General features: G+C 46.6%; 16 protein-coding genes and 1 pseudogene. 9 read left to right on the top strand and 8 right to left on the bottom strand.

The genetic code is table 11. From position 1 onward, the window contains the following. Positions 1–12 precede the first annotated feature (12 nt). Complete coding sequence (locus QUA62_RS24965; RefSeq protein ID WP_333407468.1) at positions 13–4,917, top strand: ATP-binding protein; 4,905 nt, start codon at positions 13–15, stop codon at positions 4,915–4,917. 299 nt (positions 4,918–5,216) lie between these two features. On the opposite strand, the gene QUA62_RS24960 is transcribed toward QUA62_RS24965, so the two are convergent. The 4 genes from QUA62_RS24960 to QUA62_RS24945 form a co-directional block, all read right to left on the bottom strand. Continuing rightward, complete coding sequence (locus tag QUA62_RS24960; RefSeq protein ID WP_190655884.1) at positions 5,217–6,278, bottom strand: pentapeptide repeat-containing protein; 1,062 nt, start codon at positions 6,276–6,278, stop codon at positions 5,217–5,219. A gap of 1,492 nt (positions 6,279–7,770) precedes the next feature. Further along, positions 7,771–8,991: a histidine kinase gene (locus QUA62_RS24955; RefSeq protein ID WP_333407467.1), complete on the bottom strand. Its 1,221-nt coding sequence runs from the start codon at positions 8,989–8,991 to the stop codon at positions 7,771–7,773. 398 nt (positions 8,992–9,389) lie between these two features. Next, a complete protein-coding gene (locus QUA62_RS24950; protein WP_333213726.1) occupies positions 9,390–9,872 on the bottom strand; it encodes a BON domain-containing protein in 483 nt (160 codons plus the stop codon). 480 nt (positions 9,873–10,352) lie between these two features. After that, positions 10,353–10,907: a hypothetical protein gene (locus QUA62_RS24945; RefSeq protein WP_333287837.1), complete on the bottom strand. Its 555-nt coding sequence runs from the start codon at positions 10,905–10,907 to the stop codon at positions 10,353–10,355. Between the two features lie 69 nt (positions 10,908–10,976). Here QUA62_RS24945 and QUA62_RS24940 point away from each other — a divergent pair, with 69 nt between their 5' ends. The 4 genes from QUA62_RS24940 (at position 10,977) to QUA62_RS24930 (ending at position 14,834) form a co-directional block, all read left to right on the top strand. Continuing rightward, on the top strand, positions 10,977–12,377 hold the full coding sequence (locus QUA62_RS24940) for an S-layer homology domain-containing protein (RefSeq protein ID WP_333407466.1): 1,401 nt from the start codon (positions 10,977–10,979) through the stop codon (positions 12,375–12,377). 539 nt (positions 12,378–12,916) lie between these two features. Next, positions 12,917–13,951: a histidine kinase gene (locus QUA62_RS24935; RefSeq protein WP_333407465.1), complete on the top strand. Its 1,035-nt coding sequence runs from the start codon at positions 12,917–12,919 to the stop codon at positions 13,949–13,951. A gap of 471 nt (positions 13,952–14,422) precedes the next feature. Next, on the top strand, positions 14,423–14,575 hold the full coding sequence (locus tag QUA62_RS29520; protein WP_445301717.1) for a helix-turn-helix domain-containing protein: 153 nt from the start codon (positions 14,423–14,425) through the stop codon (positions 14,573–14,575). A 1-nt stretch (position 14,576) separates the two neighbouring features. Then, positions 14,577–14,834: a DnaJ C-terminal domain-containing protein gene (locus QUA62_RS24930; protein ID WP_333407464.1), complete on the top strand. Its 258-nt coding sequence runs from the start codon at positions 14,577–14,579 to the stop codon at positions 14,832–14,834. A 231-nt stretch (positions 14,835–15,065) separates the two neighbouring features. Here the strand turns inward: QUA62_RS24930 and QUA62_RS24925 are convergent, their stop codons facing one another. Together QUA62_RS24925 and QUA62_RS24920 are read right to left on the bottom strand one after the other, a co-directional pair. After that, entirely contained in the window at positions 15,066–15,311 is a 246-nt protein-coding gene (locus tag QUA62_RS24925; RefSeq protein ID WP_333407463.1) for a hypothetical protein, read from the bottom strand. Between the two features lie 17 nt (positions 15,312–15,328). Further along, complete coding sequence (locus tag QUA62_RS24920; RefSeq protein WP_333407462.1) at positions 15,329–15,862, bottom strand: HAD-IIIA family hydrolase; 534 nt, start codon at positions 15,860–15,862, stop codon at positions 15,329–15,331. Between the two features lie 830 nt (positions 15,863–16,692). Here QUA62_RS24920 and QUA62_RS24915 point away from each other — a divergent pair. Next, positions 16,693–18,225, top strand: a complete 1,533-nt coding sequence (locus QUA62_RS24915) for an MFS transporter (protein WP_333407461.1) — start codon at positions 16,693–16,695, stop codon at positions 18,223–18,225. A gap of 254 nt (positions 18,226–18,479) precedes the next feature. After that, positions 18,480–19,961 (top strand): MFS transporter, encoded by a 1,482-nt coding sequence (locus tag QUA62_RS24910; RefSeq protein ID WP_333407460.1) that lies wholly within the window; start codon positions 18,480–18,482, stop codon positions 19,959–19,961. Between the two features lie 146 nt (positions 19,962–20,107). Here QUA62_RS24910 and QUA62_RS24905 read toward each other — a convergent pair whose 3' ends face one another. Further along, a complete protein-coding gene (locus QUA62_RS24905; protein ID WP_333407459.1) occupies positions 20,108–22,321 on the bottom strand; it encodes a P-loop NTPase fold protein in 2,214 nt (737 codons plus the stop codon). 134 nt (positions 22,322–22,455) lie between these two features. On the opposite strand from QUA62_RS24905, the gene QUA62_RS24900 reads away from it, so the two are divergent. Then, positions 22,456–22,608 (top strand): hypothetical protein, encoded by a 153-nt coding sequence (locus QUA62_RS24900; protein WP_333407458.1) that lies wholly within the window; start codon positions 22,456–22,458, stop codon positions 22,606–22,608. A 120-nt stretch (positions 22,609–22,728) separates the two neighbouring features. Here QUA62_RS24900 and QUA62_RS24895 read toward each other — a convergent pair whose 3' ends face one another. Continuing rightward, a complete protein-coding gene (locus QUA62_RS24895; protein WP_333407457.1) occupies positions 22,729–23,070 on the bottom strand; it encodes a hypothetical protein in 342 nt (113 codons plus the stop codon). 762 nt (positions 23,071–23,832) lie between these two features. On the opposite strand from QUA62_RS24895, the pseudogene QUA62_RS24890 reads away from it, so the two are divergent. Next, positions 23,833–24,996 (top strand): annotated as a pseudogene (locus QUA62_RS24890) (RNA-guided endonuclease InsQ/TnpB family protein). Positions 24,997–25,021: the final 25 nt, after the last annotated feature.

Genomic DNA, 25,021 nt, shown 5'->3' with positions numbered 1-25,021 from the left:
AAGGACAAGCGCATGATCCGGCAGTCTCAACTCGTTGAACAGATTTTTGCAGGCAATAGCGAGATGGCGATGCTGATGCGATCGCATAACTGGTCGCAAACGCCGCTGGGGGCTGTCGAAACCTGGCCTCAAAGCTTGAAAACCGCGATTCGGATCATCTTAGGCTCTCGCTACCCCATGTTCGTCTGGTGGGGACAGCAGATGACCAAGTTTTATAACGATGCTTACATTCCTATCCTCGGCAAGCGACATCCGCAAGCACTAGGTCAGCCTGCCTCACGGGTATGGGCTGAAATCTGGGACACGCTAGGGCCACAAGCAGAAGCGGTTTTGAACCAGGGACAATCGACGTGGAATCAAGAATTGCTTCTGGTAATGGAGCGCAACGGGTATACAGAGGAAACCTACTTTACCTTTTCCTACAGTCCGGTGGCGAATGATGATGTTCCAGTGGGGGGCGTTTTCTGCGCCTGTAGCGAGGACACTCAGCGCGTGTTGAGCGATCGCCGCTTGGCAACGTTGCGCGAATTAGCCGCAGAAACAGTCACTGCCAAGACGGTAGAAGCAGCTTGCGAAATTTCCGCCACCGTATTGACCAAGAACGCCTATGACATCCCGTTTGCGCTGTTTTATCTACTCGATGGCGAAAGCGAGATCGCACGACTCGCAGGTACAACAAGGTTAGCAGCCGGAACCCTTGCCTCTTGTGAGGCGATCGAGCTTACATCCGCCCACAAGTGCCAGTGGCAATTGAAGCAAGTCATGGAGACGGGCGAAAGCAGAATCATTGAAGATTTGGAGGCGCAATTTGGACTTTTACCGGGCGGCGCGTGGTCCCAATCTCCTCATCAAGCGGTAGTTCTACCACTAACTCGATCGGGAGAAACCTTCGGGTTCCTGATTGCTGGAGTGAGTCCGCTTAGAACGTTTGATGATGATTACAAAGGTTTTTTTGACTTGATGGCAGGCCAGGTGACAACAGCCATCGCCAACGCCCACGCTTACGAAGAAGAGCGTAAACGTGCCGAAGCATTAGCTGAGTTAGACCGTGCTAAAACCACGTTTTTTAGCAATGTTTCGCACGAATTCCGCACGCCCCTGACCTTAATGCTGTCGCCGTTGGAAGAAACGATCGCGAATCTGGATGGAACAATTCCACCTCAAGAACGCGAACAATTACTACTGGTGCAGCGGAACGGAATCCGGTTGCTCAAACTCGTCAATAGCTTGCTCGATTTCTCGCGCATCGAAGCAGGTCGAGTGGAGGCAGCTTATGAACCTGTAGATTTGGCAACCTATACGGCAGAACTTGCCAGCACTTTTCGCTCGCTGATTGAACGGGCCCGAATGTCGCTAATTGTTGACTGTCCACCCTTGCCGGAAGCGATTTATGTCGATCGCGAAATGTGGGAAAAAATCGTTCTCAATCTATTATCAAATGCCTTTAAGTTTACCTTAGCAGGAACCATTACTGTTCGATTGCAGTGCGTCGAAAATGGGGTTGAATTATCAGTTGCAGATACAGGAGTCGGTATTCACTCCGAAGAACTACCGCATTTATTTGAGCGATTTCATCGAATCAAAAACTCGCAAGGGCGGAGTTTTGAAGGCTCTGGCATTGGGCTATCGCTAGTGCAAGAACTCGTCAAACTACACAGTGGAAAGCTTGATGTCAGCAGCACTTTTGGGGAGGGAAGTTGCTTTACGGTGACGATTCCCACCGGAACAGCACATCTGCCGCCGGAGCGCATTGGCGCCAGTCGCACGTTAGCATCAACGCGCTCCGGCGCGATGCCCTATGTTGAAGAAGCTCAACGCTGGTTGCCAGAAGGCGATTTTAGATTGCCGATTTGGGATTTTGAATTAGACAATAATCCTACTAACTTAAATCAGGCACCAGCCGATCGGGCCGCTCCAGCGAAAATTTTATTGGTAGATGATAACGCTGATATGCGCGATTATATTCGACGACTCCTGAGCGGTTCTTATATTGTTCAAACCGTCGCCGATGGCGTTGCCGCTTTGACCGCTCTAAAGAAAAATCCCCCTGATTTGGTATTAACGGATGTGATGATGCCGGGGATGGATGGGTTTGAGTTGTTGCGATCGCTGCGTTCTAATCCCGCAACCCAAGACATTCCCATCATTCTATTATCAGCCCGCGCAGGCGAAGAATCTCGCATCGAAGGACTCGAAGCTGGAGCCGACGACTATCTGATTAAACCGTTCTCGGGGCGCGAACTGCTAGCAAGGGTAGAAGCAAGTTTGAAGCTGGCACGGCTGCGACAGGAAGCAACTGTGCGAGAGCGAACCATTCTGGGGCGCGTGACCGATGGGTTTATGGCAATGGATCTCGACTTTCGCATTACCTATGCCAACGAAGCGGCACAACGACTGTCGCGAACTCCTTTAGAAGCAATTCTGGGCAAAACGATGTGGGAAGCCTTCCCAGGCACGATCGGCAATCAGTTTGAAATCCAGTATCGCCGATCGCTCAGCGAGCAAATCGCGGTGGACTTTGAGGAATATTATGCCCCGTTTGATTTGTGGGTTGAGGTTCACGTTTATCCTTCCCCGACGGGGCTGTCTTTTTTCTTTCGGGATATCAACGATCGCAAAAAAATTGAGCAGGAACGGGAACGGTTTCTTGCCGTCGGTTCAGATTTGCAAGTGATTACGGGCATAAACGGATATTTCCACTGGGTAAGCCCAACCTTTGAACGAATCCTCGGCTGGACACCAGACGAAATGACATCCCGCCCCTGGAGTGAGTTTGTGCACCCGGACGACCTGGGAACCTCCCTTGCAGAAGCCGACAATCTGTTCTCCGGTAACGAAACCTTTACGTTTGAAAACCGTTACCGGCACAAAGATGGCTCGTACCGCTGGTTTCTCTGGAATGCCCAGCCGTACCCAGAAGAACAAGTGATTTACGGCGCTGCCGTTGATATCACCGATCGCGTGCGCGTCGAAAACGATCGCCAACGGGCGGAAGCAGCCTTGCGTGAAAGCGAGGATCAGAGCCGGAATATTCTGGAGAGTATTGCTGAAGCATTCTTGGCCCTGGATGAGACCTGGCGGTTCACCTACGCCAATCAATTCGCCGAAAAACTGCTCGATCGCACTCCGGGTGATTTGATTGGCAAGAATTTATGGGAAGAATACCCAGGACTGATTGGCAGCGAGTTTGAGCGGATCTATAGGAGCGCAATGCGCGATCGCGTGCCTGCATCAATTACGGCGTTTTATCCCGACCACGATCGTTGGTACGAAGTCCGCACCTACCCTGCGGCACAGGGAATCACCGTTTATTTCAGGAATGTCACCGATCGAATTCAAGCGGAAGCAGCCCTGCGCCAATCCGAGGAACGCTATCGAACGCTGTTTGAGTCGATCGATGAAGGCTTTTGCATCATTGAAATGCTGTTTGATGCCAATGACACGCCGATCGATTACCGCTTCTTAGAAACCAATCCGGCGTTCGAGCAACAAACGGGACTTCGACAAGCCGTTGGTAGAACCGTGCGTCAGTTAGTCCCCGATTTTGAAGACCACTGGATTAAGATTTACGCTCAAGTCGCCCTGACAGGTGAAGCTGTTCGGTTGGAGAATGGCTCTGAAGCAATGAACCGTTGGTTCGACGTTTATGCCTGCCGCACCGGGCAGCTAGAAGCGCGAAAAGTTGCCGTCGTGTTCAAAGATATTAGCGATCGCAAGCGCATCGAAGTCGAACGAGAACAAATCCTACAACGAGAACAAACCGCACGGGAAGCCGCCGAAACTGCCAACCGAATTAAAGATGAGTTTTTGGCGGTGCTGTCTCACGAGTTGCGATCGCCGCTCAATCCCATTCTCGGCTGGTCGAAGCTGTTGCAGCAAAGCAAACTTGATGCGGCAAAAACGGCTAGCGCCCTTGCCACGATCGAACGCAACGCGCGACTCCAGTCACAACTGATTGATGACTTGCTCGACATCTCCCGCATTCTGAGCGGCAAACTGAGTTTGAATCGGATGTCCGTTGACTTGAATATGGTGATTTCGGCCGCTTTAGAAACCGTTCGACTAGCCGCCGAAGCTAAGTCACTGCAAATTCAAACAACCTGTTCACCCTCCCAGGGAATGGTAATTGGCGATTCCGGGCGTTTGCAGCAAGTAATCTGGAATCTTTTATCCAATGCCGTGAAATTCACCCCTGAAGGCGGGCAAATTACTGTTAGGTTAACCCAAACTAAAACTTATGCCCAGATTCAAGTCATTGATACGGGAAAAGGCATTAATCCTGACTTTCTGCCTTATGTGTTTGAGCATTTTCGGCAAGAGGATGGAGCCATAACTCGTAAATTTGGGGGTTTGGGATTGGGGCTGGCGATCGCGCGTCAAATTGTGGAACTGCACGGCGGCAGAATTTGGGTTGAGAGTAGGGGTGAAGGACAGGGAGCCACCTTCACCGTTGAACTTCCCCTCTGGCATACCGCGAATCCGGTTGAAGAAGTTGCCCCTGGGGCTGAAGCTCGCTCTGACGATCTCGATCTGGCAAATCTGCGCGTGCTGGTTGTGGATGATGAACGCGATTCACGCGAGTTTGTGGCGTTTGTAGCGGAACAAGCCGGAGCCAAAGTGACTGCCGTTGGGTCTGCGATCGAGGCGCTGCAACTGCTCTCAACCACACCCTTCGATATCCTCCTGTGCGACATCGGAATGCCAGAGATGGATGGCTATATGCTAGTGCGACAAGTTAGAACTCTACCACCACAGCAGGGCGGGCAAATTCCGGCGATCGCCCTGACTGCTTATGCTGGAGACTTTGATCGGAAACAAGCTCTTGCTGCTGGGTTTCAACATCATGTTGCAAAACCTGTCGAAGCGAATGAGTTAGTCAAAGCAATGCTGAAATTGCCTCTGAGACTGCATCGCTGAGTCCGAATTTTAATAGATTGTCTGCGATCGACAATCTATTAAACCCGCCCCCCACAACCGATAACTGGATTCTGACTCCTGACTCCTGAATTCTTTATTGTCAAAAGTTTTGAGCTTTAAATTAAAGATTATTTAATTTAAAACTCAAAACTATTTTCCCTTAATCAACTTATCATATCATTTCCGGTTACACCGGAATGATGTTGACGGTTGACGGTTGACTGTTGACAGTGAACAGTCAACCGTCAACCGTCAACAGTGAACTCGAATTTACTATTCCGATGCTAACGGATTTGATATCAATCCCGGCTGTGAGTAGCTCCATTCGGCAAAATCGCCCCGCCCAAAGCTGCTTCATTCAAATTATCAACATTCAAGCTCGCCCCAATCAAATTAGCCTCGGACAAATTAGTTCCTGTCAAATTCGCCCCTGTCAGAGAACTTAGCAGCAAACCCGCTCCCGACAAATTGGCGTGACTCAAATTCGCCCCCCGCAAATCCGCTTCCAGCAAGCTAGCACCTGCCAAATTCGCACCGCTCAAGTTAGCTCCCCGCAAAGAAGCTTTGTTCAAATTCGCAGCCCTCAAATCAGCATTGTGCAGAATCAAACCATTTAAATTAGCTTTACTCAAATTAGCTCCCTGCAAGTCGGCACCGCTCAAATTAGAGCCATTTAGATTGACCGATTGCAAGTCAGCACCGCTCAAGTCAGCACCGCTCAAATTAGCAGCGCAAATAGATGCCTCCCGCAGACTTGCTTCGCTCAAAGAAGCCCCAACCAAATTGACGCCGCTGAGATTTCCGCGATTGAGATGAGCCCGAGTTAAAGTTGCTCCGCTCAGGTTTGCCCCGGTCAAGTCTACCTCGCTGAGAATCGCTCTCGTCAGATTTGCTCTGCTTAAGTCAACCCCGCTCATAATTGCTCGGCTCAGCGTCGCCCCGCTCAAATTAGCCTCAGTTAGTTTTGAGCCGCTTAGCAAACAAGCTCCTACTAAACTCGCTCCCGTCATTACAGCTTTGCTCAAGTCAGCCTGAGACAATATTGCTCCGCTGAGATTGGCCCCGCTAAAATCTGCTCCGAGCGCCACAGTTCCAGTTAAACTAGAACTCCCGAGGTTAGCTTCAATTAATTTCGCCTTAGACAAATTAGCCCCGCTCAAGTCGGCGCCGTTTAAATTAGCTGCAATCAGTTTGCTTTTAATTAAGTTGGCGCCTTTCAAATTAGCGCTGCTCAAATTTGTTCGACTGAGATTAGCTTCACTCAAATGAGCTTCAATGAGGTTAGCCCCTCGAAAATCTCGTTCCCCGTTTCTATGTCTAATTAAAAGTTCATCGGCACTTAAAATTTCAGTGAAATTCATAAAAAAAGTTGAGTGAGTTTCCTTAATTTCTCGATGTTCTCTGTTGTCTGAAAATTTGTACTATCGTGTTTGGCCGTAAGTTTTTTCAACCTATACTGCCATATTAACAATTGTCAAAACTGGTTGATTCCTAGCATCACCCTGCTCACCTAGTTATAACTCACGAAAAACCCGGTTTCTCGTAAATAATCTGGGTGTTTTCAGCGCGGCAGTCATGAAGAAACCTAGTTTCTCGCCGCGTGTAAGCCCTGTAAGTCTTATTTAGCTAGTAATTAGTTGGCGGTTGATGTTAGTTGTTAATTGTTAGTTGTATTTATACTAACTGCTAATCACTAACTATTAACTGCTAACCATGTAGCAAAATACCGAGAAGTTGTCGATCGATCTTGTCAAGGTCGATCGAATATTGGGAGTATTGCTGGCGGCATCCGCGCCGCATTCTGACCGGAAAAATTGCTGGTACAGGCGATCGAATTTATTAGTGCAATCAAGAAACAAGATCTCGGAGCTTCAACCCCAAATGCCTTCTACATAAGTGCCTTCTATCTTCGATCGCCCATGAAAGCAGAGCCCGGTCAGCTCAGCTAGTTTCACCTCCCCCCACTGTGCTGCGCGCCAGTGAAATCCAACAGGAAGGCTGTTTCCCTCGGAGTGCTGAACGAGTCGCAGGCAAAGCAAACAATACGCTGCGCTGAGCCTGAGATTTCGCGAAAAAATGAGCCGCGAGCCATTGTGCTCCCGCGCTGCTGTGCTTGCTATCAATCTTTACTCGATCCATGAGCGCTTGCGGTTCTAATTAACAGAACACCCGACACCAGACGCGCTCCCGGACATAAAAGCTGTTCCTGGGCTTCTCAAATGTTTCGCTGAGGCATTCCCAGAAAAACTGTATTCCTGTAGCAGGTCTTGCCAACGGCAATTCGGCTGCTACAGCCAACTAATGACCGGCCTAAGTCTTGCCCCAAGGCTCCGACAATATTATTATTCTAATATTTGCCGACCACCCCAGGCATTTCTGGGCGCGCGGGACTGGGTACTTCACCTGTATAAGTTGGTGAAATTAGCCACCCCATAATTAAAGATAGTCGCTCTTTGACAAACTGGGCAATATCTGCTGTAATTTATGTCATCTAATTTGATAATACTGCGGGGTTTGCAATCGAGCTGTAGTGAGTGTTACAGAGTAAAAAAACACTGCGGATTGAGGGTATAAAAATTAAGGGAGCCGAGCGATCCTCCGGCGCAAAGCCCAGCTCACGGTCGGGGCCACCCATCAAAATTCAACTGGTGACAGGTCGCGTTTTTTAATGTTTCCACTTTCCACGACAAAAGCCGACTTTCAGAGAAAAAGCCGACTTTTGAGATAATTTTACCGAGGAAGTCCAAAACTCCTAGCTCGCCGATGTTGCTTGGATCAGTTTCGACAATCCGAGTGCGCGAGTGCGACTACCCGGCAGGAAGTAGAAACAATACCCAAACAAACTCGGAAGTATTAAATCAGAGGGCGGCCGCCGGTAGTGCCATGAGTGGGATCGTAAATACCAGCGGTAGTATCAGCGCCCGGAGTGCCGGGAGCGCCGTAATCAGCCCGAGCGTTATCGACGCTGGGAGTATAGTCGTAGGTGTTCCAATGCTGAATGCCTCCGCGGCTCAAAATGGTTTCAGCTCTAGCGACTTCTGCTTCGCTGCCGTCAACCAGTACCAAGTAATCTCCCCTTGCCACGCGATCGTTGTATGCTCTAGCTTCCTCTTCGGGAATTCCCATACCGACTAAAGCTCCGATCAAGCCGCCTGCTGCTGCACCCAAAGCCGTACCGGCTAGTGTAGTGGCGATCGCCGTAGCTGAGGCTCCTGCCAGCATAATCGGCCCGATTCCCGGAATGGCAACTAGACCCAGACCTACCAACAAGCCTGTCAAACCGCCCAAAGTGCCACCTGTGAGGGCGCCTTTTGTGGCTCCTTCATCGGATTTGTTATCTGTGCTGTCGTGCACGTCAATGCCTGCGATCTCCCCTTTCGAGTCAGCATCCTTAGCGATGACCGAAACCCGATTCATGTCGAAACCGGCAGTTCTAAGTTCTCCCAGTGCGTGTTCCGTCTCGCGGCGGGTTGAAAATACTCCCACGGCGCGCTTCTGGCTGCCCGAAGCTCTGCGGCCGGTCTCTGCGGGCACATCGTAAATGCCCCAATCCTGAATGCCCCGCACGCTCATAATTCCTTCGGCTGTGGCGAGTTCGGCATCTGTTCCTTCTACGAATACCAAATATTCTCCGCGCGAGACGCGATCATTATAACCTTTAGCTTTTGCTTCGGGGACTCCCAAACCGACCAAACCGCCTACCAAACCGCCTGCTGCTGCCCCAATCGCGCCTCCGACAACAGTATCTGCCAGCAGAGTGGCGATCGCGCCCCCCGCCATCACCGGACCCACTCCCGGAATCGCCAGCGCTCCAATGCTTCCGAGCAACCCAATCAAACCGCCTGTCACGACTCCCGCTGTCGCGCCTGCTTTTGCGCCACCGCCCGCTTTGTCGTCGGTACCCTTACCAGTACCAGTGCTAGCGCCCGCAATTTCGCTGCTATCGAGATTTTCCCCAACTACCGAAACTTTATTCATCGGAAACCCGGTACTTTGCAGCTCCATCAGGGCTAGTTCCGTATCTCGGTAATTAGAAAAGGCTCCTACAGCTCGCTTGTGTTGACCTAAAGCCATTTTTTTTCTCCTTGAGAATATACTACTTTTACACAACCACAGAATTTATGCTCTGCCATCAATCACATTTATTCATTTTTTTCCAACAATTTTCATCGGTCGCTGGGAATAACTTCCAGCTCTCTCTTCAGGTTGGTTTCCCACTAATTATCCGGGCTGAAAAATCGGAAATTGGGAAGGGGTAGTTGCAGGTATTGCGCGATTTTCGAGTGCGTTAATTTTAAATTCAATTTACACCCTTTAACTTAAAACCCCGCTCTCTCTAGAGAGTCACCTAAGCGTTGCGCTCCGCTCCCAAAGCAATCTTAGAATGCCCAACTTTACCCTCTTCCCTCAGACTTCTCTCCTACATCGCTACATCGTTCTTCCTTGTTTCCCTCGGACTTCTTCTTTTTAATTTATTGATTGCTGCTAGGCGATGCCGATGCAGCGGGGGCGACAACAGCCGTAACATTCACCTCTTTGACACCCTTAATCTCTTTAGCTAGCGGCTCAATTTTAGCTAAATCAGTTTGATTGGGAACTGTGCCGCCTACGGTGACAAGGCCATCTTTTGCCTCAACAGTTAGCGCACCTTTAGTGATGTTTACTTCTAACTTGGAGCGCACTTCACTTTGCAGGTCGCCATCAGCTCTTATTGCATCGCCGCCCGTCACATTGTTGCGCTGTTCTCTGGCCCTGATATCAGAATTTGCTTGGTTTTTGCGAATCTCGCTAGTGGCGTCACCCTGAGTTTTTTGAACTGTATCGGCTGGGGGCGGGCTACTGGTATTTTCTGTGGCTGAATTAGGAGCATCAGAGCTAGTTTTAGCCCCTTCGCTGCAAGCAGCAGCTCCAAATAATAGGAGGCCGCTGAGGAGAATTGGTGTTAGTTTGTTCATAATAGGTTAATACCGTCCGGGTAAGCTTTCGATGAGTCTGACTTCGTTGAGCCAGATTTAGGAGCCAGATTAAGCAAGACAGAATCTTGGTTTCTGTCTTTGTTTCTGCTTTCTGCGTTGGTTTTTTATAGGATTTAAAAATCCTTACATCAAATATATAAACTTCAGCAAGTATCTACATCGCTCCACGGGTGTAAAATTTATCTATGTCGTTAGATAGAGTACAAAAAACAAAATAAGGTCTTAGAGCTAATTCAACTTAATTAGTCGGGCACGCACTATTCCTCAGAAACCCGGTTGATTCCGAAATTTTTAGTTACTAAAGCTAATATTTTCCTATACACCAAGTTTAAAAGCGTAAGTTTTATTAATAAATTTGAGCGCTACTCCCAACTAATTTTTCAATTTTCCCGGTTCACTCAATATCCACCCCTGAAATCCGTTAAATACCGTACACTACTCAGTGTAAAATTTCCTGCTTCAAAACAAACGAAAAGAGTCGAGAAATTTTTGAGCATTTTCTGGTTCTGGGGTAGTGGCAACCAGGCCGTAAACGCGGGTTTCCACCAAAAAAACTTGACCTACACCTACAGGTTCAGTGGGGGAAAGCGGCTGAAACTCAAATTCTTTTCCCGGATAGCCTCCGAGGGAAATATCCCGCACTTGCAAGACTTTAGCATTCGCTGCCACGACGAAAAAATCAACTGCATTATTTAAAGTAATTCTGATATTATTGATATTATTGTTCCTCACTCGAAAATCTAAATCAAAGTATTGAAGCAAATAAGATTCTTTGTTTTTTAAGTTCGATCGGTATGTATGAGCAATAAGTTGATTTGAAAAAATTTCTGAATTAATTTTAGGAGTTCCCGGCATATCGATCGCAAACTGACCCATTGCCGAGCAAAATGGCTGCCACTCTGGCGTCTGAATTTCTGCCCGCAGCGGGGCTGGTTGAGATGCAGCGGGACGGGCAAACTTGACAGGGTATGAAAGTAATGTAGCAGTAACTAGAAGTAAATACAGAAATTTCATTTGGGTAAAAATTATATAGGCCCGATCGATCTGCGCTAGCCTAGAAATATATCTGCAAAGGGGCGATTTATGCTGAATATTATATTTACTCAACGGCGAGGCAACTCTCAAGGACGATCTAAAATCACTAAAACCAATAAAACCAATATACTCGCTGCTGTAAATACTTGGCTGGCTGTGTGTCTGCTGGCTGCTGTCACAGCTTGTGCCAACAGCCCCAACAGCAAGGCCCTCGAAGAATCTTTAGCCGCCGATCCGAAATTAAAACAAAATCCAGTGGTTTTCTCTTCCCCGCCACCGGCAACAGCAATTGAGACAAACTCTACCGCCAAACTTCCTCCTGATTTCCCGACAGAGATTCCACTCTATCCTAATGCTGAGTTAATCGAAGTTGGTGGGCAAACCGATCCGTCGCAAAAAAATGTGCGGCTGCGCTGGGAAAGCACAGATCCTGTTAATTCGGTTCAGAACTTTTACTCGACAGAGTTTGGGCGTCGCAACTGGGAAATAGTCAGCCGCCCCACCGCCGAGGGACAAGGTTCTTTGGTAGCAACGCGAGATAATTTACGGGTAACTGTGTCGCTTTCTCCTACTCAGAAAGTAGGGGGTTCTACAGAATTTGCGATCGACTACAGCAAAGAAGGCTCAGAAATTCCCGCCAGCCCCCAAGCTAATAATTCCGAGTCTAGCGCATCTCCAACCGCTTCACCAACTCCATCTAATTCAGAGGAAACTACTTCAACGCCATCCGCCTCGCCAAAATCAGCACAAGTTAGCCAACTAGACACCCAAATTCCTCAACAGTTGCGGCAGTATGTGGCAGATTTAAGTCAGTTGGAAGCGCTGAAAGTGCGATCGAATGAAAGTGCTAATTTAGAAACAGCCAGCACTTTGCCCAAACCCAACAAAATTGTCACTCGCCGCGAATACGCCCGCTGGTTAGTAGCAGCTAACAATCAGATTTATGCTAGCCGTCAAGCCAAACAAATTAGATTAGCAGTAGACTCTAGCGAACCAGCATTTTCTGACATACCCAAAACTGACCCTGATTTTTCAGCAATTCAAGGTTTAGCAGAAGCCGGTGTAATTCCGAGTTCGCTTTCGGGAGAAACTAAAGATGTGAAATTTCGCCCGGATGCACCTTTAACTCGCGAAACAATGATTCTTTGGAAAGTACCTTTAGATACTCGTCAAGTTTTGCCCACAGCTAACATTGACGGAGTGAAAGAAAAGTGGGGTTTTCAAGATGCTTCTAAGATTGATTCCCAGGCATCGCGGGCAGTTTTAGCTGATTTTAACAATGGAGATTTGGCGAATATTCGCCGCGTTTTTGGTTTTACTACTCTGTTTCAGCCGAAGAAATCAGTGACTCGTGCCGAAGCTGCTGCTAGTTTGTGGTATTTTGGCGTTCAAGATCAGGGATTGTCTGCTAAAGATGCCCTGGAAGCAAAGTCTCAACCTGCTGAGTAGAGTTGTTTGGGGTGGTTAAAAGTTTTGAACACAGCATCTACTTACCAATACCCAAGAAACCGGGTTTTTTCTCTGTAAGCAAACCCGGTTTCTGCGTCCAAGACTGACGAAATTGTACCAATTTTTGATACCTCGGTCTGCGATCGCCCGCCACAAAAATTGCAGCTTGAGTTTCTAGGATTTCGGTGAATATGGCTTACCCAGAAACCGACTTTTATCTACGAAAATGCCATGTAAAACGCGAGGCATATCCGGTGAAAAACCCCGTTTTTTTAATTCCTCTGGGGGAGTTTTCGTAAAAAACCCTTTTACAAATTAAACATCGGCTTTTCTGTCCTTGTGGCCTATCCTAGGGGATAGATTTTTTTTCTTTAATCTTAATTTCTGTATCCAGCCATACAACTGCTGCATTTGGCGGGCCAATTTTATAAATATTTTAACTAACACTTTGTTCAAAACTCTCAGTAGGATTCCGGATGCCGTAGCGGCCTTAACGATAAATGAACAAGAGTGTTTGAGCTCTTGGAGAGCATTTTTTAATGTACGATATTACCTTATTTACCCCGCAAGACATGGCTAAATGCAGCTTAGTCCTGCGCCACTTAGGTAGAAATACTGCTAGTATGGAAGCCAGCAGCCAGAAGATTGTTAACTATATTTACCGACATTTTTGCGATTCGCAAACTGGAGAAAATACCTGTGCCTTAGTGCGTTTGTTCAAAAGTCATCCCTACGGGGAATTAGAAGACTCATTGCAACAATCCGCCCGCCGCTTGATGAAGGGCAATTCCCCCGTCGCCGACATGAAATGTTGGACTCTGCTAGCAGCAGCAGGCACACAACCGCAGTGGAATTCTCGGCATACAGCAGCAGAACATACAGCTATTCCATTAGTTAGCACCAAATTAGTGGCTCAAATGCCGGCGATTTCGGAAATAATCCGGCAGTTTGGTTTAGATATTCCTACATTCCTCGGAATTGAGCGAGAAAGATTCCTGCAATTAGAACCCGCAGTATTAAATATTTTTCACGTATCAGAAGCAAAAGGCAGCCCCTTTATTCCTGAGCAAAATTCCTTAATTATCCCCTACCAAGTCAAGTCTGTCTTGGGATTTGGGGGACTTCTGCCGTCAGGAAGTTTGTTTGCGGTAGTGATGTTCCTGAAAGTTAAAATTCCCCCAAGCACGGCTGAAATGTTTAAAGATTTGGCACTTAGTGTAAAAACAGCATTGTCCATCCCCGACAAAAAAAGTGTTTTTGAGTATTCAGAAAGTCAGAAAAATTGTGTTACTAATAACGATTTTGCCGAAACCCAATTACTGGAATATCAAGTTGCTAATTTAATTCAATTGCTGGATTTTTCAGAACAAGAAATGCTCCGACAAGCCGCTGGATTTCAACAGACAATTGACAATTTACAGCGCGAACTGGTCGAGTACAAAAATAAGGAACAAGCTTTGAAAGTAAGCCAAAATTCGTTTGCAGGCATCCTCAATATTCCCAAAGAGGCTATTGGTAGCCTAGAGGAAAATCAAGGAATTCAGCATTTTAATCAAGGGGAAGAACAGATTTAAACCAAGCTCTGTGTTTAGCAACCCGGTTTCTTTGATAAACCGGGTTGTTGCTGTGTTTGTTCAGTGAATTTTACTTTTAGAGGAAGGAATGCGAGCATCCGGCTCGCTGTATATAGCAATCCTTGCAGCAGTCGTAAATTTTTGACCCCACCCCAACCCTCCCCTTATCAAGGGGAGGGAGTAAGAAATTCACAAATGATTTAGGATGGCTATATACATCTAAGTAGGTCGGCAGAAAAAAACATTAGGTAAATAAATGAATTTTAAGGTCTGTTCCCCAAAATAATACTACAAGGACGCTGAGAGTTTGAGAAATATTTTATGCACGTAAACTACCAAGAAAAAATTGATTTAACCCGAGAGGAGTTAAAAATACTTTTGTCCCAGGCCCGTGAACTATAACTAATCGACCACAAATTCAGACACTGAGATTGGTTAAAAGCTGGATCTAACCAAAGCTTTACAGATGTAGTGAACCTGCGAGGTGTAAAGAGAATTACTGTAAATAGATGGTTAAAACAATATAGTGCTGGCGGTCTGCAAAAACTGTTAAAAATACGGCACGTAACTGGTAGACCCGGAGTCATACTCTCCCCTGACACAACCACGCCTATTAACGATTAATGTGCGAATTCCACCAGGGCCTAAACCCGGAAGCCGCATCCGTGTCAAAGGTAAGCGTCGTCCCAGTCCCTTCTCGCAAGCTCGGGGAGATTTATACCTGACTATCGAGCTACTGCCCCATCCATTTTTCCGGTTTCAAGGTGATGATATTATCAGTGAAATTCCGATTAGACCTGATGAAGCTGTATTGGGTTCTCAAATAAAAGTACCAACGCCTGACGGCATACAGAGTTCATCGAGTGATCAAGCTAGCGTGTAACTAGAATACTTTCGCCAAGTAGAGAAAGGGTTCTCATGCTTATGGCTGGAAATTATTTTATCTGCGCTCCTTGGCACTTATTCTAGGATGCAAAAATAGTCTTACAATGACTACTTTTTTTGCGCCCCCATAGAGCGAATTTTGCGGGGTGTGTTTGTCTCGGACATTGCTAGTTGCAGCATACCCGATCGCGGTTTACGGTATTGTCCAGACCACTTGATTTTGCTGTGGTCATACCCCCTGCTGTGCTTGAATTTCATTGAGCAACATCTCATCAGAGTAGGATTTTTCCCATTCGCCCTGAAGCTTGAGCCGCACTGACTTTGCGCCACCACTAGGCGTACAGACTACCCAGTACGTATCTTCTTGTCCTTTAACCTGAGCCGCATCCTGGTTTTCTGCATTGTGGGAAATCCCAGAATAGGCTTGAATACATACCCAGGTAATGCCGTTGCTATCTGTAATCTCTCGTTGCATGACTATCCTATCGATTACTATACTTCTGTAAGGTTGGAAGCGATCGCCTCTTGATGTTGCTCGATCCAGTCCCATGCCCATTGAAAGGGTATACCTGCTCGTTGCGCCGCTTGTTCATCTTCGGGGCGATCGCCCACATACAGCGAATTTTGCGGGGTGTGTTTGTGTCTGACCATTGCTAGTTGCAACATACCCGATCGCGGTTTGCGGTACTGTCCAGACCACTTAGTTTGGCTGTGGTTATAAACATTGTGATCCGTGACGCGGAAACACTTTTTACCCTCAAAGTCTGGGCAGAAGTAGATTTCTCTCAACTCTGGGAATAACTCAAGCGTGTATTGCTGTTCCTTGATACACTCTTGCATAGACTTATGACCGGCGGCAACTCCACCTTGGTTGGTGATGCCGACAATTATCCAATCCTCTTTGTAGGCGCCAATGGCAATCTGGGCACCTTCAATAATGCGTTGATCTTTGGGATGTTGGAAGTATTGTTGTCCGCTGAGCGGTTCACGGAGCGTACCATCCATATCTATTAGTAATAAGCTCATCGTTCCCTAGAAAATTCCCTGTTTTATTAAACATCCTAAGCTGCGATCCATTTCCTCTCCTCTAGCTAATGGAATGTACTGCTAGGGCGATCGACATATCTTGAAACGAAAGGGGTTGCCTCGCCGCCAGAGATACAAATCTCGCCCACCAAAGAATTTAGCCCCACCTCACTGCTAGCAGAGACAACCCCTTCCTTTTGCCCCTCCTTCCTGAAACCAAGTTGATGATTACCTCAAGTCCGATGCCCCTCCAAACCCAACAACGGCAACCACCTGTACATTTATTGGCTTCAATCGAGCCTACTCCTTAAAATCCTCATTAAAAATTCTTCCGCTTGAAGATGAAGTCAATCTAGGAAAGTTTGGTCGAGTTGAAATCTACGAACTCAACTTCTAACAGCAGATACCTTAGAGGTAGCATATCTGCATCCTCCTTAGAGTTTAGAAAGAAATCTATCTTGAGAAATAACCTTTAATGATTAACTCTAAAATAATTTAAGTAAATATTGTAACTAAAAGCTTAAAATTTGTTTACAAACAACAATTGTTATTATTTATAAACATTCTTGTCAAATTGTTAAAGGTATACTATACTAGAATAGAGAGTATTTTTCTATGAATTCTGTAAAAAAAAACCTGACTATTTGAGACAGGTTGTGGTTATATTTCTGAAATACTTTATGGCGTTTACTAATTAACGCTCAGCAGGTAAGGGGTGGCCATTACAGGATTTAAATAAAGCATTTTTTAGGACATTTGTCTTTAGAAAGGCACTCAGAGCAAAGCAGTAAGGTAGTTCCGATTAAGTCTTTAAATATTGCCTAGATAATATGCTCAGTCCACACGAAGATAGCATTTTAGTAGCAACGAGTCCTCTGGCCCCTCTGGCCATTGAGGAAATCCCAGACAATAAGGCATTATCAGAGACAGTAGTTACTACAAACCCGCATCTTAAAATTCCCAAGCGAGATATTCGGAAAAGCCTCAAGGCATTAACTACCGAAGGTGCGTTTGCTACGGTGTTTTACAGTATTATTGGCGGTGCGTTGCTTAGTAATTTCTTGCTGGATCTCGGTGCCAGTACAGTGGAAATTGGTCTGCTCGCCTCAATTCCTCAGGTAACCAATTTGCTGCAACCGCTGGGAGCCTATCTGGGAGACCGCATCAAGAGCCGCCACTGGTATTCCCTGGTGATTTTCGGCTCGTCGCGGCTGCCGTGGTTGCTGATTGTGCCAGGGATTTGGTTGGTCAGCTCATCTCGTATGCAGCCGCGCCAGTTGGTGCTGTTGACATTGGCAATTATCTGCCTGAGTAATTTCATGGAAGCTTTGGGCCGTGCTTCCTTTCTTAGCTGGATGGCTGTGTTAGTACCAGACCGATTGCGGGGGCGGTATTTTGGCTTTCGCAATAGTGTGGTGACCTTAACCAATCTCATCGGCGTGCCGCTGCTGGGTCTAGCGGTATCGAAGTGGCCGGGTGGTTCGCTCTCTGGCTTCGGTGTGGTCTTGGTTCTGGGAGTTGTGTTCGCAATACTCAGTCTGATCTTTCAGTTCTCGATAACCGATGTCAACCCGCAGCTAGTACACGCCGCCGATTCGGATACAGACCACGGCTCGCCCTTGAAGAAAGTTTTTAGCTTCTTCAAGGATGCCAATTTTTTGAGGTTTCTGCTTTACTCTGGCTTGTGGAGCTTTGCGGTTAACATCAGCGCTCCCTTCTTTAACCTCTACTTGCTGGGGGACCTCAACCTAGATGTCAGCGTGGTAACGCTCTATAACAGCTTGGGAGCTGGTGCTAACTTACTGATGCTAATGTTCTGGGGCAAATTGGCTGACCGGATTGGCAATCGCCCGCTGATGATAACTGTCGGAATCTTGGTGGCTCTGACGCCTCTACTGTGGCTAGAAGCTGGAACCTCTCCATTTTTCCTGTGGGCTTGGTTCCCCTTCTTGCATATAGTGGGCGGCGCGACTTGGGCAGCGATTGACCTGTGCAGTGGCAATCTGATGATGTCGGTAACACCGCTACGCAATCAGTCGCTTTATTTTGCTATTGCGGCGGCGGTTCCTGGAATCACTGGGGCGATCGGAATCACGGTTGGTGGCTATGTCGCGACTCTGACTGATTTTGGAGGCTTGCCAACGGTGTTTGCTCTCTCAGCCGTCCTGCGGGTGTTGGCCCTCCTGCCATTGGTGTTGGTTCACGAGCAGCGCTCTGTGCGTGTGAGTGAGCTAATGCGAGTCCTGATCCCAACACTCAAGCGTCAAGCAGGGGCTATTCAAGCAGGACGCACCACTTTGAAAGCATTACCATTAATAGAAGAACTTGAGGATGAAGGTCCACCTGCAAGCTCATCCACTTAGTCTTGAGATGGCGAATTGACGAACCCTCCCCCGGAACGGGGAGGGATTTTTATTCATAGTTCATTGCAATGAACTACTGCGAGGACAAGAGCCGCCTTGTACCATTTCTGAAAATTCAACTATGATTAAGTATAATTGCTTATTACAAAAGCTTTTCAACATATCTATCCTAGTGGGGATGTGGCGAAAAACGAAATAAGCAGTGGTTTTCTGCTTATCATATGTTAATGTAGCGGATATTACCAAGAACCCTCATGAATCCTCTACTGACAGGATTACTAAACTTCCAAGGAGTAATAGTTGAAGATTTTCAACACACCGAGAAAGATTTAGTATTAAAAGTCGAACAAGAGAATAGGGCATTATCAGAGACGGTATTTCCTCCAAAGCCGCCTCAAAAAATTTCCAAGCGAGAAATTCGGACAAGCCTCAAGGCATTAACTACCGAAGGAGGCTTCGCCACAGTCTTTTCCAGTATCATTGGCGGCGCCTTGCTTAGTAATTTCTTGCTGGATCTCGGTGCCAGTACAGTAGAAATTGGTTTGCTCGCCTCAATTCCTCAGCTAACCAATTTGCTGCAACCGCTGGGAGCCTATCTGGGAGACCGCACGAACAGCCGCAATTGGTATTCCTTGTTGATTTTTGGCTCGTCGCGGCTGCTGTGGTTGCTGGTTGTGCCAGGGATTTGGTTGGTCAGCTCATCTCGTATGGCTGGAGACCAGTTGGTGCTGTTGACACTGGCAATTATCTGGGTGACTAATATCATGGAAGCTTTGGGCCGTGCTTCCTTTTTTAGCTGGATGGCTGTGTTAGTACCAGACCGATTGCGGGGGCGGTATTTTGGCTTTCGCAATAGTGTTGTGACCTTAACCAATCTCATCGCTGTGCCGCTTCTGGGTCTAGCAGTATCGAAGTGGCCCGGTGGCTCGCTCTCTGGCTTCGGTGCGGTGTTGGTTCTGGGAATTGTGCTGGGGATAATCAGTCTGGGCTTTCACTTCTGGATGACTGATGTGAATCCAAAGCTTTTACAGGTCACCGATTCGGATACAGACCACCTGTCACCTTGGGAGACAGTTTTTAGCTTCTTCAAGGATGCCAATTTTTTGAGGTTTCTTCTTTACGCAGGCTTCTGGAGCTTTGCGGTTAACATGAGCGCTCCCTTCTTTAACCTCTACTTGCTGGGGGATCTCCACCTAGATGTCAGTGTGGTAACGCTCTATAACAGCTTGGGAGCTGGTGCTAACTTACTGATGCTGATGTTCTGGGGCAGACTGGCTGACCGGATTGGTAATCGCCCCGTGATGATAACTGTGGGAGTCTTGGTGGCTCTGACGCCTCTACTGTGGCTAGAAGCTGGAACTACTCCCTTTTTCCTTTGGGTGTGGTTCCCCTTGTTGCATATAGTGGCCGGGGGGACTTGGGCAGCGATCGACCTGTGCAGTGGCAATCTGATGATGTCGGTGACACCGCTACGCAATCAGTCGATTTATTTTGCTATTGCGGCGGCGGTTCCTGGAATCACTGGGGCGATCGGAATCACTGTTGGTAGCTATGTCGCGAGTCTGACTCATTTTGGTGGTTTGCCAATGGCATTTGCTCTCTCAGCCGTCCTGCGGCTGTTTGCCCTGCTGCCCTTGGTGTTTGTTCACGAGCAGCGCTCGGTGCCTGTGAGTCAGCTAATTCGCGGCCTATTCCCAGTCAGGCACCCAACCAAGCTGATTGAAGCAAAGGAATAGCAATAAATTTTTGGCCTCGCCCTGGTTGCTTCTCTGAACGATGAGTTTCTAACGTTCGTCGCCAGTCAGTTGCGTCATACCCTCCACACCATTTTGATTACCGGATCGAGGCTCTAGCACTGCTATTCGACCGCCTAAATCCTTGCCTAATCCGAGCCTTGTCCCTGCTGGTGCATCTCATATTCTTGGATAAATTGGGCGATCGCATTTTTCCGATCTTCTGTTAACTCGCTCGTTTCACCGAGACTCCTCATTCGCCCAACGATAGCGGATGGTTCGAGATAGGGTTCGAGCCAGTTAAGGTCAAGTTTGTAGCCAGTTTTTTGAGTTTCGTTCGACCCATCCTCACTAAAATCTTTTTGCAGCAACTTCTCCAAGAAATTAACTAGCCCTTCCTCATTATCAATAATCTTTTCAACCCATTGCTTGACTTCCTCTCCTCCTGCCCAACTTTGCCAATAGTGTAAATTTTCAGATAGCTTTGGGGATTGCAGTAGGGAGTTTTGTTGTGCAGCATCTCGCAGCCGCTTCAAGGCTATTCCTTCAAGTTCTTTAAGGTGTTCTACACTCTGGAGCCATTCCTCTGCGGGGATATATTCCCCCGCTCCATACTTACCTTGTTCCTGACCCAAGGCTGCTACTTCGCGCACAATTATGGATAAGGCGTTACCGTTTGATATTGCCTCTTTCAAGGTTTCAAACCGTGCTTGTTCGTCAATCCGATGCAACAGTTGTGAGATCAGGCGTTCCATTCTAATGTCATTGCCAAAATCAAACATTCCATGCGGTTCGTCTTCCGGAGGCAAAAGCTGGTCGCCGACATCAAACAAAGCTTTCACAATAGAAGGAATGCAATCCGTAGGAATTTCTTTTTCAGGGTAATCCTCCAGCCGTTCAAGAAATGCCCGAACTTGCGTCGTGCCATCAGAGCGTTTTTGATGAACAAGTTCTACAAGATTATTCCCAAATGCCTTGGCATCTTTTGCCAAGGCAAAGATTGTTTTAATCTCAGCATCCGAGAATTCATCTTGTGTTAAGACTAAACGGAAGTAGTTGGGAAATATATCTAAGCTGCAAATACGTAATTGCTTGGCCCATATTGACTCGTCCTGGGCAGGGGGATAGGTATTATACCAAACACCTTCTAATTTAGGAAAAAGGTGCAATAACAGCCGTTTGATTGGTTCTTTATCTTCATCTTCAAACTGAGCCAGCCACGAATAATGAAAATCTTTGATTTCGTCCAATGTCGGAATTAGAGAACCTTCCGCATCCACATTTCCCGCAAAGAATTTAGGATTTTTGCGGATTATGTCATAGATCGTTGGGCGAAAGGCTCGCAGGCACTCAAGAGCAATTAAATCAACTGGGTTCACTTCACCTTTCACCGCTGGGTATGTCACGGTTAAGATGTTGGCTAGACGAGTAATGTCGCGAGGGTTGGTAATAAAGTGGTTTATCCCTTGTAAATAAACATTGCCCCAGCGATTTTGATTGAGTAGTGGCTTTGGCGCGTCAGCCAGTATGCCATTGAGTTTTTCAAAAAGTAGCTTGCGGAGTGAGGTTTTATCGGGGAGAGGTAACTCAAAAGAAGCTTGAACAATCTGATTGAGGTAGGTGTCTCCGGGTAAAGGTTGTTTATCTGCGAGGATTTTGATAACAACTTCTTGATCGAAAACGAGCAAATAGACAACGTTAGTAAAGTTTGGAATTGATTTAATAAGATAAAATAATTGACTAATCTCTTCAGCGGAGAGCCTGTCAATATCGTCAATGGTTACTACGATTCGCGGATGCTGCTTTTCGAGTGTATCTTCGACTTCTTCTTTTAAGTCGGAAGTCTCCTTTTCTTTATCGTCAAATAATTTTACAAGTGCCTTACTAGCTTGAGCGTAAGGAATAGGAATTTCAGAAACTGCTTTAGCCAGATTGGTTATTCGACCTAGGAAGCCTTTGGGGATAGCTTTAAATTGGCTCAAAACAGTCTGTAATTGACCAATAAAGCGCCTTGTGATGTCTTCGCCCCCAGAAAATAACCAGGGATTAAAAGGGACAATAATAGGTTGCTCGCTCTCTGGCTTTTGCTTGAGATAGTACGTTAAAAAGTTCAATAGTGTGGATTTGCCAAACCCTGATGAACCGTAAACTGCAATAACGAACCCTTCAGGAAAGTTCATTTGGCAAATACTGTCTGCAAGATGTTTGGCGAAGGGTGCATATCCTAATCGGTCTTGTTTCGGCTCGATTAAGGCGTTATCCGCGGATGGGCCACTAAAATCCTCCGGCAAGATTTCTGAATCGTTCTTTGTTTGAGCCATACAGCCTCTCTCTTTGTTAGCTAAGGTACTCTTGCCGTTCAACGTTTGTTTTAATTAACACCCCCCTAGCGTGCTGAGTTTGGGGTGTTGAATTACGTTTTAATTATGGGACTGCTTATCTTTAATAGATGGTCATAGAGTACCATCAAGGAAGCTCTTTTCTTGTCTACTGTTAGATGGATATTAACGTTAAGCTAGGTTGTGTAGAAGGGACAGGGTTGCCAAAAGGAAACACCCGTTTACACACACCTAAGTGGGCGATCGCAGCAAACGAAGGCATCGTGGTGAGGCAGAACACCAGCATGGGTTTTTCTACGATCGCGCCTTAAGCCAATCGACGATAGTTGAAGGAAGGTTTCGCTGCACTTTATTGCTGACGTACATCCCGATGCGCCCAACTGGGAAGGAGCGCAAGGTGTAGTCTTCGCTAGCAATATATGTCTTAAGAGCTAAGGAAGATGCTGGAGGAGAGGATCTTGCTCGGCGTAAATGTTCAAAATCGGGATGCGGATGTTTCCCAGATCCACTCGCTTGTTGCCAATCTCAACCTGACCTTGAATCAGTTTGTTTCCCTGAGAGAAATCTTTCATGAACAGTCGGTAAGCCTCTCCAGCTTGGTCGGGACTATCAAAAAGCCACTTTTCCATCCGGAGAAAATTGATTAGTTTGCTTTCAAAATAGATGTTGTCCAGAAGGTCAATATACTTCTGAACTCCTAACTGGAAAGGCTTCAACATCAAGAACTCCCAATTGAGGAAGTCGCCGGGAAGGTTGCCCAGAGTATCCACCATTAAATCTACATCTCTTCATCCCTTGGGCTTGTCTTGGCAACTAGAAGAAGTGCTCCCCCTACTTATTAAGCCGATACAAAAATTTCTTCTTCATTTTTCCATAAAAGGATTTTATTCACTACAAAGGCCTCTACTAAACTTTAATCCTGTTACTTTGTCTAAGGGTCTACCTAAAGAAGGGACATAATATTAACCGAGTTGAAGCTTTTCTATACAAGAGCTTGAAATACAGCGCTTTATTTACAAGTACCTGTTAGGTAAGTGGTACGCATCAAACTGAATCCATAAAATGATGAGAAATCTATACACTTTCAGCGCAGGACGATCGCGTCGTTGAATTGGGTTCCTAGTGCCTATCCTATTCATTTTCATGGAAACGCTTCGTGTATGGCTGATGTGACCGTTAACGCATACGTTTTTATTGAGGATTGCCCTTTATGGACCCCAAACAACTGAGTGAGGAGCTGCGTCAAGGAAAGAACCCTCACATGACCGTCGGCGGTGGATTATCGGCTTATCTATGCTTGGGGGTGCGATGGGACAAGCCGTGACACTCTACCAGAGTCGGCTCGTTAATCACCTACCCGATCCGCCGGGACAAAAGCTTTTCAATGCAGACCGCGTTGACGCTTCTAATTACCAAAAAATTGGGTCTAAAGCCCCGTCCTTCTAGGACGGCTTTAATTCTGTTTCTTGTTGTAAAGATTGATGGAGTAAACGCATAAACGAGAAAAGTATTTGCAGGTGTGGTAAACTAATCGCATGATAGTCTTAGAGTTTAAATTATAAGGCAAAGCACAGCAATATCAGGTCATCGACGAGATGATCAGAACAGCTCAATTTGTCAGAAATAAAACTCTTAGATATTGGATGGACAATCAAGGAATTAAGCTTGTTGACCTATACAAACAATGTGCCGTCATGGCAAAAGAGTTTGAATGGGCAGGCAAGCTTAATTCAATGGCACGTCAAGCTTCGGCAGAACGTGCCATTTTTGCTATCCAACGTTTTTTCGCTAATTGCAAAGCTAAGCAACCAGGAAAAAAGGGCTACCCACAGTTTAAAAAACATACTAGATCCGTCGAATACAAAACTTCGGGTTGGGCGCTTTCTGCCGACAAAAGGTGTTTGACTCTTAAAGACGGTTTCGCAGCGGGAAAGTTTAAACTAATCGGTAATAGGGATAGGCATTTTTATGCACCCAATGAGATAAAAAGAATCAGAATTGTGCGTCGTACTGACGGATACTACGCCCAATTCTGTATCAACGTGGAGCGAAAAGAGGAGCTTGTTCTCACTGGGAAAGCTATCGGAATAGACGTAGGACTCAACCATTTCTACACCGATAGCGATGGTCAAACAGTTGCCAACCCTAGGTATCTCCGAAAAAGCGAAAAAGCTTTAAAAAGATTGCAGAGACGAGTTTCTAGAAAAAAGAAAGGCTCTGGTAATCGGAAGAAAGCGATCAATAAGTTAGGAAGAAAGCACCTGAAGGTCACAAGGCAGCGTAAAGACTTCGCCATTAAGACGGCGTTGTGCGTGGTAAAATCTAACGATTTTGTAGCCTACGAAGAACTTCAGGTTAAGAATATGGTCAAGAATCATAAGCTTGCTAAATCAATTAGTGATGCAGCGTGGTCACAGTTTGCTCAATGGCTGGAATATTTTGGGAAGGTGTACGGAAAAACGGTAATTGCTGTCAATCCTCAGTACACTTCTCAACAGTGTTCAAATTGTGGCAACTTGGTTAAAAAAACGCTGTCAACTCGCACTCATATTTGTAATTGTGGTACAACGTTAGATCGCGATCACAATGCGGGAATTAACATTGTGAGGAAAGGATTGAAGCAGGCAGGAATTTCTTTAAATACGGCGGGGCACGCCGAAATAAACGCTTGGGGACAGAACGTGCGAATCGTTGGCTAGAAACCAGTCCTATAAAGGATTAGGG

The sequence above is a fragment of the Microcoleus sp. MON1_C1 genome, assembly GCF_036701945.1.
Lineage (GTDB): Bacteria > Cyanobacteriota > Cyanobacteriia > Cyanobacteriales > Microcoleaceae > Microcoleus.
The sequence above is the reverse complement of the archived record's forward strand: the minus strand, read 5'-3'. Positions and strand labels throughout refer to the sequence as shown.